Below are 12,339 nucleotides of genomic sequence, written 5' to 3' on the forward strand. Positions count from 1 at the left end.
TGGGCAACATCGTCGCGGTGCTGGTGATCCCGTTCGTGGGCAACCTGGCGGACAAGATCGGGCGGCGCATTCCGATCATGGTGGGCGCGCTGGTCTCGGGGCTGCTGTCGTTCGGCTACCTGTATGCGATCAGCATCCACAACGTGCCGTTGGCGATCGTGATGTCGCTGCTGATGTGGGGCGTGGTGTACCAGGGCTACAACGCCGTCTTCCCGAGCTTCTATCCGGAGATGTTCCCGACGCGCACCCGGGTCTCGGGCATGGCGATCTCGCAGAACCTGGGCACGCTGGTGACGGCCTTGCTGCCGGCGCTGTTCGTCAGCGTTGCGCCTCCCGGTGCGACCGGCATCCCGATGATGATCGGCTCCATCACGCTGCTCATCTGCGCCATCGCGGCGGTGGCGGCATGGACTGCGCGTGAAACCTACCGCGTGCACATGAACGACCTCGGCAACCCGAATGCGGTGCCGGTGCCCAAGGCCGAGTACGACAGGCTGCGGGCTCAGGCGGTCGCGAGCGCGTGATAGACGATCTCGACAAGGAGACTTGCGATGCCTCGTGCTGCCGCCCCAGGCGATGAATTCACGATGCGCGACACCACGTCGCACCCCCCGGCCTACGCACCGGCCTACAAGACCAGCGTCTTGCGCAGCCCGCGCAACGCGTTGATCTCCTTGCAGCAGTCGCTGACCGAGGTGACCGCGCCGGTGTTCCAGGCCGAGGAGCTGGGCCGTCTCGACAACGACCTGATCATGAATGCCGCGAAGGACGGCCTGCCGGTCGGCGAGCGCGTCGTCGTGCATGGTTACGTGCGCGACCAGTTCGGCCGGCCGGTGAAGAATGCACTGGTCGAGGTCTGGCAGGCCAATGCGAGTGGACGCTACCGTCACAAGAAAGACCAGTACATCGGCGCGCTCGACCCGAACTTCGGCGGTTGCGGCCGCATGCTGACCGACGAAAACGGCTATTACGCCTACCGCACGATCCGGCCCGGCCCCTATCCCTGGCGCAATCGGGTCAACGACTGGCGGCCGGCCCACATCCACTACGCGCTCTCGGGCGACGGCTGGGTGCAGCGGCTGATCACGCAGATGTATTTCGAGGGCGACCCGCTGATCGCGAGCTGCCCGATCCTTCGCATCGTGCCGAGCGAGGAGCAGATCCGCGGCTTGATCGCGCTGCAGGACACCAGCGCCTTCGTCCCGCTGGACAGCCGCGCCTATCGCTTCGACATCGTCCTGCGCGGCCACCGGGCCACGCTGTTCGAGAACTTCGTGCAGGGAGCCACGCCATGAATACGAGCCTGCTTCGCGAGACCGCGTCCCAGACGGCGGGGCCCTATGTGCACATCGGCCTGGCACCGAACCAGGCCGGCTTCGACATCTTCGAGAAGAACTTCGGCAACGTGCTCGTCACGCCCGAGACCAAGGGCGAGCGCATCCGCATCGAGGGGACCGTGTACGACGGCTCGGGCACGCCCGTGCGCGACGTGCTGATCGAAAGCTGGCAGGCCAATGCCGACGGCAAGTACAACCATCCCGCCGACCGCCAGGCCGGCAAGGCCGTCGATCCGTCGTTTCGCGGCTGGGGCCGGGCCTGCAGCGACTTCGACACCGGCATCTACAGCTTCGAGACGATCAAGCCGGGCGTCGTGCAAGGGCGCAAGGGCCGGCCGATGGCGCCGCACATCGCTTTGTGGATCGTCGCGCGCGGCATCAACCTCGGGCTGCACACGCGGCTGTATTTCAGCGATGAAGCCGAAGCCAACGCCAAGGATCCGGTGCTCAACCTCATCGAATGGGAAGTGCGCCGCAAGACCCTGATCGCGCAGCGCGAGACGCGCGACGGCAATGTGGTCTATCGCTTCGACATCCGTCTGCAGGGCGACGGGGAAACCGTGTTCTTCGACATCTGAGTCGCGCCCCGCGCTTTTACCGCCTCGTACCGCCATCCATCGCAAGGAGACCCCGTGCCCAACATCGAATACTGCAACATCGACGATCCGGAGATCGCCGAACTGGTCTCTACGATCCGCAAGCGCCGTTCCAGCGGCAAGCTGCTCAACCTGGACCGCATGCTGCTGCACAGCCCGCCGTTTGCGCGCGGCTGGAACGCGATGTTCGCGGCCATCCGCAATCAGTTGCAGGTGCCGCGCCACATCAACGAACTGGTCATCTGCGCCGTCGCGCGGCTCAACAATGCGGACTACGAGTGGATCCAGCATGCGCCGGAGTTCCTTGCGGCCAATGGCACGCAGGCCCAGCTCGACGCGCTCGACGACGTCACCGCTGCCTGCTACGACACCGCGCTCTTCAACGAGCACGAGCGCGTGGCCTTGCGGCTGACGCTCGACATGACACGCCAGGTCAAGGTGCGCTGCGAGATCATCGAGAAGGCGCGCGTGCTGTTCGGCGAGCGGCAACTGGTCGAACTGATGGGGACGATCGCGGGCTACAACATGGTGTCGCGCTTCCTGGTCGTGCTGGACATCGATGCGGCCGGGGAGTGAAGCAAATGGCTTCCCGCGAAGATGACGAGGCGCTGCCGCGCCGAGAGGCGAACTATGTGCCGCTCTCGCCGCTGACTTTTCTCGAGCGCGCCGCCAAGGTCTACCCCAACAAGGTGGCGGTGGTGCACGGCGAATGGCGCGTCACCTATGCCGAGTTGTACCGGCGTTGCAAACGCCTCGCCTCTGCGCTGACCCGGGCCGGCGTGGGCCTCGGCGACACGGTGGCGATCATGGCGCCCAACGTGCCTGCCCTGCTCGAAGCGCATTACGGCGTGCCGATGGCGGGCGGCATCCTCAACACGATCAACACGCGGCTGGACGGGCCGGCCATCGGTTTCGGCCTGAAGCACAGCAAGGCCAAGGTGCTGATCGCGGACCGGGACCACGTGAAGCCGATGCGCGAGGCGCTCCAGGGCCTGGAGTCCCCGCCGCTGGTGATCGACATCGTGGACGCCGCGACGGGCAAGGACGGGCATCCGGATTCGATGGCGATCGGCAAGCTGGATTACGAGGCCTTCCTGCAGCAGGGCGACCCGGAATTCGCCTGGAAGCTGCCGGAGGACGAATGGCAGTCCATCGCGCTCAACTACACATCGGGCACGACGGGCGACCCGAAGGGCGTGGTCTATCACCATCGCGGCGCCTACCTGAACGCCATGGGCAATGCGCTGGCGTTCGGACTCACGCCGGACACGGCGTACCTCTGGACGCTGCCGATGTTCCACTGCAACGGCTGGACCTATACCTGGGCGGTGACGCTGGTGGGCGGCGTGCATGTGTGCCTGCGCGCGGTCGACCCCGCCCAGATCTTCGAATTGATCGGCAGCGAGCGCATCACGCATCTGTGCGCGGCGCCCATCGTGCTCAACATGATGCTGCATTCGCCGGCACTGCCGAAGGATCGCTACGCGCACAGCGTGGAAGTCGCGACCGGCGGCGCCGCACCACCCAGCGCGGTGATCGAGGCGATGGAGCGCATCGGCTTCAAGATCACGCACCTCTATGGCCTGACCGAAACCTACGGGCCCGCGACGCTGTGCGCCTGGCAGCACGACTGGGACGATCTCGATCTCACCGCACGGTCGGCCAAGATGGCGCGACAGGGTGTTGCGATGCCGACGCAGCAGGAGGTTGCCGTGATCGACATCGACACCGGGGCACGCGCGCCGGCCGACGGCAAGACGGTCGGCGAGATCGCGATCCGCGGCAACACCGTGATGAAGGGCTACCTCGGCAATCCGGCCGCAACCGAAGAAGCGTTCCGCGGTGGCTGGTTCCGTTCCGGCGACCTCGCCGTGATGCACCCGGACGGCTACATCGAGATCAAGGACCGGCTCAAGGACATCATCATTTCGGGCGGCGAGAACATCTCGACGCTGGAAGTCGAGGAAGTGCTCTACCGGCATCCGAAGATCATGGACGCCGCGGTGGTCGCGAAGCCCGATGAGAAGTGGGGCGAGACGCCGTGCGCCTTCGTCACGCTCAGGGCCGACGCCGGCGAGGTGACCGCCGAGGAAATCATCAAGTGGTGCCGCGCCAGCCTGGCCGGATTCAAGTGCCCGAAGAACGTCGTCTTCGGCGACCTGCCGAAGACGGCGACAGGGAAGGTCCAGAAGAACGTGCTGCGCGAGCAGGCTGCGTTGATTTGAGAGATTGCCATGGCGGAAAACATCGAAAACATGTTCCGGGTCGACGGCCTTCGCGCGCTGGTGACGGGTGCGTCGAGCGGGCTCGGCCGGCGTTTCGCACTCACGCTGGCCAGGGCCGGCGCCGACCTCGTTGTCGTCGCGCGGCGGGCCGACAAGCTCGGCGCGCTGGTGGACGAGGTGCAGGCCCTTGGCGGGAAGTGCCTTGCGCTCAGCCTCGACGTGACCAGCGGGGCCAGCATCGTCGCCTGCTTCGACGAACTCGAGCGCTCGGCGGGCGGCGCTGCCGACATCGTGGTCAACAACGCGGGCGTCACCGTCACCAAGTCGCTGCTGCAGCACACCGAGGAGGACTGGGACGCCGTCGTCGGCACCAATCTCAAGGGCGGCTGGATGGTTGCGCAGGAAGCGGCACGCCGGATGGTCGCCGCGAAAAAGGGCGGCAGCATCATCAACATTGCGTCGATCCTCGGCGAGCGGGTGGCGGGGGGCGTGGCGCCCTATGCAATCTCCAAGGCCGGCGTGGTGCAGGCCACCAAGGCGATGGCGCTCGAACTGGCGCGCTATGACATCCGGGTGAACGCCCTCTTGCCGGGCTATGTCGTCACCGATCTGAATCGCGAATTCCTCCAGAGCGAGGCCGGCGAGAAGCTGCGCTCGCGCATCCCGACGCGCCGCTTCGGCCAGCTCGAACACCTGGACGGGCCACTCCTGCTGCTGGCAAGCCAGGCAGGCCGACACATGACCGGCGCGGTACTCGCGGTCGATGGCGGGCACCTGGTCAGCTCGCTGTGAACAACGAACAAGGAACATCCATGCCCGACAAGGACCACGAGCCACGCGACGAATCCGGCGTGCTCTTCGGATGGTGGCGCGACCAGATCGCGAACCTGGCCGGCGTCGCAATACCCAAGGTCTCTGCGGCCGCCGACGATTCTGGCGGACTGCCGTTTCCGGTCGGGCAGGTGGCGCAGGCCCTGCAACTGACCCAGCAATTGATCGGCCCGCTCTATCAAGGCTACTTCCAGGCGCTGCTGGCCAACCCGAATCCCGGCGAGGCGTTCATTTCGCTGCAGGACATGTTGCGCAAGCAGATGCAGGGTGTCTCGGATGCGTTGGGTGCCATGGCGCCCGGCTTGGGATCGGTCCAGACGGTGATGTCGGACGGCTGGGGCTTGATGACGGCACCGATGGCGGTGTTCGGCCAGGCGCTGGCGCCGCTGTCGCTCAACCTGGAGCGTGCCTATGGTGGACTGTCCGATGCCTTCGGACTCGCACCGTCGCGCGAAATGCAGGGCGCGGTGCGTGAACTGGCGGCAGCCTCTGTCGGCAAGCAGCAGGCGCAGGCGCAATACATGAGCATTGTTGTCGGCGCGATGGCCAAGGGGAACGACCTGCTTCTCGCGGACCTCAAGTCGATGGGCGAGCGCGGTGAATCCGTCGACTCGCTGTTGAAGCTGGTGCGCCTGTGGGCCCGCTCGCTCGATCAGGCGATGCATGGCGCGATGCAGGCGCCCGATGCGCTCGAGGCCTCCGCGCAACTGGTGCGGGCCCGCTCCCGCGCACGGCTGCAGAAGCAGCGCATCGTCGCGATCGCCAGCGAAGCGCTGAACATCCCGACGCGCGCGGAGGTCGACGACGCCTACCGCGAGATACAGGAACTGAAGCGGCAGGTGCGCCGCCTGCGCAAGCCGGTGCAAGCGACGGAGGCGCCCGCTGTGCTCCAGGCACCCGGCCTCACCGCGCTTGCTGATTCGAAACCGAAGCCGAAGCCGAAGCCGAAGCCGAAGCCGGCGGCCAAGCGCCTGCGGTCTCCCCCCGCTGCTGCAAAGCGCACCAAGTCGACGAAGGGCAAAGCATGACCGATTCGAAAGCCGCAACGTTGCCGATCCGCATCACCCCGGATGGCGTGATGCGCGAGCTGCAACGCGTCACCGAGAACATCACGCGCGGTAGCCAGCGCCTGGCGTCCTACACCGAAGAGCAGTTGGCCATTGCGACAACGCCGAAGGATGAGGTCTGGCGGCAAGACACGGTGCGGCTCTACCGCTACCGGCCCGTGGTCGACAAGCCGATGGGCGTGCCGATCCTGCTGGCGTACGCGCTGGTTGGCCGCTACCAGATGATCGACCTGGAGCCGGATCGCTCTTTCGTGCGCAAGCTGCTCGCGGAAGGCCTGGATGTCTACGTCGTCGACTGGGGTCATCCCACGCGCGCCCAACGCTGGCTCACGATCGATGACTACGTTTCGGGCTACCTGGACGATTGCGTCGACGTGATCCGCGAGCGCCACGGCGTCGACCAGATCAACCTGCTGGGTGTCTGCCAGGGCGGTGTCTTCTGCACCTGCTATGCGGCGCTGTTTCCGGAAAAGATCAAGAACCTCGTCATCACGGTGACGCCGCTCGACTTCCATGGCGACAAGGACCTGCCGCCCGAACCGGGTTCAGGCTACATGAACCTGTGGGCACGCGCGCTGGCGCCGGAAGACATCGACTTGATGGTCGAGACGATGGGCGTGGCGCCGGGTGCTGCCGTGGGCTTCTCGTTCCTGATGATGAGTCCGGTGCTCAACGTCACCAAGTACACGACCGAGCTCGTGGACATCCTGGACGACGACGCCAAGATGCTGGGTTTCCTGCACATGGAGCGCTGGATTGCCGACCGGCCTGGCCACCCCGGCGAAGTCTTGCGCCAGTGGTTCAAGGACCTCTATCAGGAGAACAGGCTGGTGAAGAACGAACTGATGCTGGGCGGCCGGCGCGTGGACCTGAATCGGATCCGGATGCCGGTGCTCAACGTCTACGCGCAAGGCGATGTGGTCGTGCCGACGTGTTGCTCGAGCGGCATGGGGGACAAGTTCGGCACCGACGACTACAGCGAGCTGTCGGTGCCGGGCGGCCACATCGGCACCTTCGTGGGCGGCAAGGCTCAGAAGGTGCTGGCGCCTTCCATTGCGAAGTGGCTCAAGGAGCGCAATGAGGGTGCGGGTGGGAACGCATGACGACAGAGCTCAACATCGGCCAGCTTCCATCCGAGCGCAGTCAACGCATCGCAAGGCGCGTCGAAGCCTTTGTTCGCGATGTCGTCATTCCGTACGAAAGCGATCCGCGCTGCGGGGCCCACGGCCCCAGCGAGGAACTGGTTCGCGAGCTGCGCGGCAAGGCACGCGAGGCGGGGGTGCTGACGCCGCACATCCTCGATGGCGGCGATCACCTGTCCCAACTGGAGACGGCGCACGTGCTGAGGCTCAGCGGTCTCTCGCCGCTCGGGCCGGTCGCCGTGAACACCGCCGCGCCCGACGAGGGCAACATGTTCCTGCTCGGAAAGGTCGCATCGGCCAGCCAGAAGGAGCGCTTCCTTTCGAAGCTGGTTTCGGGCGAGGCCAGGTCGGCGTTCTTCATGACGGAGCCGGCCGAGGAAGGCGGCGCCGGCTCGGACCCTTCGATGCTCCGGACGACCGCGGTGCGCGATTCGGGCGGCTGGCTGATCAACGGCCGCAAGGCCTTCATCACCGGCGCCGTGGGAGCGTCGGTGGGCATCGTCATGGCGCGCACCAGCACCGGCGAGAAGACGACCGCGACGATGTTCCTGGTCGACCTGCCCGATCCTGCGATTCGCGTCGAACGGGTGCTCGACACCATCGACAGTTCGATGCCGGGCGGGCATTCGGTGGTGCTCGTCGACGGACTGCGGGTCCCTGACGACCAGGTGCTCGGCCAGGTGGACGAAGGCTTCCGCTATGCGCAGATCCGGCTCTCGCCCGCACGCTTGTCGCACTGCATGCGCTGGCTGGGCGCGGCAGTCCGGTCGCAGGAAATTGCCACGGCCTATGCCGTGCGCCGCAAGGCCTTCGGCAAGCTGCTCATCGACCACGAGGGCGTGGGCTTCATGCTGGCGGAAAACCTCATCGACCTGAAGCAGGCCGAGTTGATGATCGACTGGTGCGCAACCGTGCTGGACTCCGGCTCGCTCGGCACGACCGAGAGCTCGATGACGAAGGTCGCCGTGTCGGACCTGCTGTTCAGGATCGCGGACCGGTGCGTCCAGGTGATGGGCGGGACCGGTGTGACGCGCGACACCATCGTGGAGCAGGTGTTCCGCGAAGTCCGCGCCTTTCGCATCTACGACGGCCCGACCGAGGTCCACAAATGGTCGTTGGCGAAAAAGATCAAGCGCGATGCGCTAGGCAAGGGAAACGCATGAGTGAAGACAACGCAATGGCCGTCGCGCCCGCGGCCCCCGCGCAGCAGGAGCTCTCCGGGGAAAACCTGGCGCGCTGGATGAAGGCGAACGTCGATGGCTTCGCCGGACCGATCCAGGCCGAACGCTTTGCCGGCGGCCAGTCGAATCCGACGTATCGGCTCACGACGCCAACGCGCTCCTATGTGTTGCGGCGCAAGCCGGCGGGCGTATTGCTGAAGGGCGCGCATGCGGTCGAGCGCGAGGCCTGCGTCATGGGCGCCTTGCATGGCGCGGGCTTTCCGGTGCCCCGGATCCATGGCCTGTGCATGGACGAGAGCGTGATCGGCAGCTGGTTCTACGTCATGGAGATGATGGAGGGACGGATCTTCTGGGATGCGACGCTTTCGATGATTCCGGCCGCCGAGCGCGGTGCGTACTTCGATGCGATGAACGCGACCCTGGCGCAATTGCATTGCGTCGACTACCAGTCCATCGGCCTCGGCGACTTTGGCCGTCCCGGCGCGTATGTCGAGCGCCAGGTGCGGCGCTGGTCGAAGCAGTACTTCGAGGACGAGGCGGCGGGCCGCAACGCGCACATGGACCTTCTCGTCGACTGGTTGCCGAGGAATATCCCGGCCGGCGACGAGACCTCGATCGTCCACGGCGACTACCGCATCGACAACCTGATGTTCCACCCGACCGAGCCGCGCGTCATCGCCGTGCTGGACTGGGAGCTTTCCACGCTGGGCCATCCGCTGGCCGACTTCGCTTATCACGCGATGATGTACCGCATGCCGCCGGACATCCTGGGCGGCATCATGGGCGTGGACCTTGCGGCTTCCTGCCTGCCGGACGAGGCGGCCTACGTGCGGTCCTACTGCCAGCGAACCGGTCGCCAGGACGTAGCCGACCTCGACTACTACGTCGCGTTCAACATGTTTCGATTCGCGGCGATCCTGCACGGCATCCGCGGGCGGGTGATTCGCGGCACCGCGGCCAGCGCCGAGGGGGCGGCGCTGGCGTCGCGCTTCGAGCGCGTGGCCGAACTGGCCTGGGGGCAGGCGCAGAAGTGAAACACCCCCGAAGCGCCTGCGGCGCCTCCCCCTCGAGGGGGCGCACCCAGCGGCCCGGCAAAGCCGGTTCCGCGGGTGAAACGAAACACCCCCGAAGCGCCTGCGGCGCCTCCCCCTCGAGGGGGCGATACCAGCGGCCCGGCGAAGCCGGTTCCGCGGTATCCCTGGTGGGAGTCAAACACCCCCGATGCGCCTGCAGCGCTTCCCCCGCCCCAAGGGTGCGCACCCGGCGGCCCGCCAAAGCCGGTTCCGCGGGTGCCCACGAACAGACTCGCCGTGCTCGTCCTGGGTTCATGCGTTGCGGGTCTGGGGATGGCGTGGCGGAAAACTGATGTGAGCTGTCAACTCCCGCCGGCGGCGGCCTCCGACATCTTCGCCAGCGCATCGTCGATCGTGAAGGTGTTGGGCTTCTGGATTGGCGGGAAGTCCTTGAAGGTGGCCGCGAACTGGTCCGCAATCGTGTAGGCGCCGTACAGGATGTACGCGTGGTGGAGGAACCATTCGTAGTAGCTGTTGGACGTGATGTCCGCGCGTTCGAACGGGTCGGTGCGCAGGTTGAAGATCTTGGGCAGCCGCAGTGCGACGAACGGCTCGCCCCAGATCCGCATCGTGCCCATCACGCGCTGCTCCATGAAGACGACCTTCCAGTTGTCGTACCGTATCCCCAGCACGTCGCCGTCGTCGCTGATGTAGACGAAGAGCTTGCGCGGGCTTTCCTTTTCCTGGCCCGTCAGGTAGGGGACCAGGTTGATGCCGTCGATGTGGTTCTTGTACGTTCGCCCGATCGCCTTGATGCCATTCTTCGCCTTCTTGACCACGTCCGGCTCGCCGGCCATCGCGAGGAAGGTGGGCAGCCAATCGTGATGCTGCACGATGCCGTTCGACACGGTGCCCGGGGCAATCCTGCCGGGCCAGCGCACCACCATCGGAACGCGGAAGGCGCCTTCCCAGTTGCTGTTCTTCTCGCTGCGGAACGGCGTCATCGCGCCGTCGGGCCAACTGTTCATGTGCGGGCCGTTGTCCGTCGAGTACATGACGAAGGTGTTTTCGCTGATGCCGAGCTCGTCGAGGTAGTCGAGCATCTGGCCCACGTTCTTGTCGTGGTCGATCATCGTGTCGTGGTAGGGCGACTGCCAGCGACCGGCCTGGCCCAGGCTTTCCTTCTTGGTATGTGTGAACAGGTGCATGTGCGTGAAGTTGAGCCATACGAAGAAGGGCTTGCCGTCCTTGTGCTGGCGGCCGATGAAGTCCTTGGCAGCGTCGACGAACTCGTCATCGCAGGTCTCCATGCGCTTCGTGCTCAGCGGACCCGTGTCCTCGATCTTCTGCTTGCCGACGCGGCCCCAGCGCGGCTGTTCGGTGGAGTCGTCCTTGCCAGTGGCCCAGGAGTGGATCACGCCGCGCGGGCCGACCTTCTTCCTGAAGTCCGGAAAATCCTTCTCCGGGTAGTAGTCGTACATCTCCGGCTCTTCCTCGGCGTTCAGGTGGTAGAGGTTGCCGAAGAACTCGTCGAAGCCATGGTTGGTGGGCAGGTGCTCGTTGCGGTCGCCGAGGTGGTTCTTGCCGAACTGGCCGGTGGCATAGCCCTGGTTCTTGAGCAGAGCCGCGATGGTCACGATCTTGGTGTTCATGCCGATCGGCGCGCCGGGGATGCCGACCTTCGAAAGCCCGGTGCGGTAGACGCTTTGCCCGGTGATGAACGAAGAGCGCCCGGCAGTGCAGGACTGTTCGCCGTAGCTGTCGGTGAACTTCAGCCCTTCCTTCGCGATGCGGTCGATGTTGGGCGTGCGGTACCCCATCAGGCCATCGGAATAGCAACTCAGGTTGGTGATGCCGATGTCGTCGCCCCAGATCACGAGGATGTTGGGTTGCTTCGTTGCAGCTGCACTTTTTGCCTTTGCCATGCGTACTCCTTTTCGGGTAGGGATGAAAAGCGCCCGCAGCCGCATGAGCCTGAGGGTGCCGGGCTGCGGATCATCCGGCAGGGACCGATCGGGCGCAAGCGGCTTCGTGTAGGCGCGAGCGCCGTGATGACCGCACGCCCTCTGCGCAGCCCGGCAGGAAGTCGACAGTGTTCCGTCTATACGGCGGTGAAACCACCGTCGACCGTGTGCGCAAGCCCTGTCACGAACGATGCATCGCTCGAACACAGCCACAGCACTACCGTGGCCACTTCGTCCGGCTCGCCGATGCGCCCCATGGGATGCATGGCTGCCATGCGCGCAGGAACGTCGGGATCGATTTTTGCCCATCGCTCGGACATCGGGGTGCGGATCACGCCGGGGCATATGGCATTGATGCGGATGTTCTGCTTGGCGAATTCAGCCGCCGTGGATTTCGTGAGGCCCAGCACGGCGTGCTTGGAAGCGGCATAGGTGGCCAGCCGGGGGGCGCCCTTCAGGCCGGCGACCGACGCGGTATTGACGATGGCACCGCCGCCTTGCGCCTCCATCTGTTTCAGTTCATGTTTGAGGCATAGCCAGACGCCCTTGACGTTGACGCCCAGGATGCGGTCGAACACCGATTCGTCGCATTCCGTGATGCGCGAGGTTTCGATCTCGATGCCGGCGTTGTTGAAGGCACAGTCGAGCCGCCCGTACGCGGCGACTGTCGCGGCGACCATGGCCGCGACATCGGCTTCACGGGTGACGTCGACCTGGAGGAACATCGCCTCGCGGCCCTGCGCGCGCGCCAGCGACGCCGTTTCCTCACCCGCGGGGCCGCCGATGTCGGTCAACATCAGGCGCGCGCCGGCCTTGGCGAAGGCCAGCGCCGTGGCGCGGCCGATGCCGCCGCCCGCGCCGGTGATGAGGACGACCTTGCCCGTGAAATCGTGTGTCATGGTTGTCTCCGATTCCCTGCCTGTGAGATTGATTCATTGTCGGGCGCGCTACGCGCACAGCCAAGAAGGCCCCGGTTTACACTT

At 65.7% G+C, this 12,339-nt stretch carries 12 protein-coding genes; 10 read left to right on the top strand and 2 right to left on the bottom strand.

The genetic code is table 11. The features are described from left to right. The 10 genes from WKW80_RS28785 to WKW80_RS28830 all read left to right on the top strand — a co-directional run. Positions 1-524 (top strand): MFS transporter (locus tag WKW80_RS28785; protein WP_340367013.1); only part of this gene is annotated, 524 nt, incomplete at its 5' end. Between the two features lie 27 nt (positions 525-551). Beyond that, positions 552-1,295 carry a protocatechuate 3,4-dioxygenase subunit beta gene (gene pcaH / locus WKW80_RS28790; RefSeq protein ID WP_340367014.1) on the top strand — a complete coding sequence of 248 codons (744 nt, stop codon included), beginning with the start codon at positions 552-554 and terminating at the stop codon, positions 1,293-1,295. Beyond that, positions 1,292-1,915, top strand: a complete 624-nt coding sequence (pcaG, locus tag WKW80_RS28795) for a protocatechuate 3,4-dioxygenase subunit alpha (protein ID WP_340367015.1) — start codon at positions 1,292-1,294, stop codon at positions 1,913-1,915. The genes pcaH and pcaG overlap by 4 nt, the downstream gene beginning before the upstream one ends. 54 nt (positions 1,916-1,969) lie before the next feature. Beyond that, complete coding sequence (locus tag WKW80_RS28800) at positions 1,970-2,509, top strand: carboxymuconolactone decarboxylase family protein (protein ID WP_340367016.1); 540 nt, start codon at positions 1,970-1,972, stop codon at positions 2,507-2,509. Between the two features lie 5 nt (positions 2,510-2,514). Continuing rightward, positions 2,515-4,158, top strand: a complete 1,644-nt coding sequence (locus WKW80_RS28805) for an acyl-CoA synthetase (protein WP_340367017.1) — start codon at positions 2,515-2,517, stop codon at positions 4,156-4,158. 9 nt (positions 4,159-4,167) lie between these two features. Continuing rightward, the gene (locus WKW80_RS28810; protein WP_340367018.1) at positions 4,168-4,950 is read left to right on the top strand and encodes an SDR family NAD(P)-dependent oxidoreductase; all 783 of its coding nucleotides are present in this window, start codon (positions 4,168-4,170) and stop codon (positions 4,948-4,950) included. Positions 4,951-4,970: 20 nt separating this feature from the next. Next, positions 4,971-6,017, top strand: a complete 1,047-nt coding sequence (locus WKW80_RS28815) for a poly(R)-hydroxyalkanoic acid synthase subunit PhaE (protein ID WP_340367019.1) — start codon at positions 4,971-4,973, stop codon at positions 6,015-6,017. Continuing rightward, positions 6,014-7,159 carry a class III poly(R)-hydroxyalkanoic acid synthase subunit PhaC gene (phaC, locus tag WKW80_RS28820; protein ID WP_340367020.1) on the top strand — a complete coding sequence of 382 codons (1,146 nt, stop codon included), beginning with the start codon at positions 6,014-6,016 and terminating at the stop codon, positions 7,157-7,159. Before WKW80_RS28815 ends, phaC begins: the two co-directional genes overlap by 4 nt. Then, a complete protein-coding gene (locus WKW80_RS28825; RefSeq protein WP_340367021.1) occupies positions 7,156-8,361 on the top strand; it encodes an acyl-CoA dehydrogenase family protein in 1,206 nt (401 codons plus the stop codon). Before phaC ends, WKW80_RS28825 begins: the two co-directional genes overlap by 4 nt. A gap of 14 nt (positions 8,362-8,375) precedes the next feature. Next, positions 8,376-9,413, top strand: a complete 1,038-nt coding sequence (locus WKW80_RS28830; RefSeq protein WP_422822985.1) for a phosphotransferase family protein — start codon at positions 8,376-8,378, stop codon at positions 9,411-9,413. A gap of 341 nt (positions 9,414-9,754) precedes the next feature. Here the strand turns inward: WKW80_RS28830 and WKW80_RS28835 are convergent, their stop codons facing one another. Continuing rightward, on the bottom strand, positions 9,755-11,317 hold the full coding sequence (locus WKW80_RS28835; protein WP_340367023.1) for an arylsulfatase: 1,563 nt from the start codon (positions 11,315-11,317) through the stop codon (positions 9,755-9,757). Positions 11,318-11,493: 176 nt separating this feature from the next. Then, complete coding sequence (locus WKW80_RS28840) at positions 11,494-12,255, bottom strand: SDR family oxidoreductase (RefSeq protein ID WP_340367024.1); 762 nt, start codon at positions 12,253-12,255, stop codon at positions 11,494-11,496. Positions 12,256-12,339: the final 84 nt, after the last annotated feature.

The organism is Variovorax humicola (assembly GCF_037889915.1).
Taxonomy (GTDB): domain Bacteria; phylum Pseudomonadota; class Gammaproteobacteria; order Burkholderiales; family Burkholderiaceae_C; genus Variovorax; species Variovorax humicola.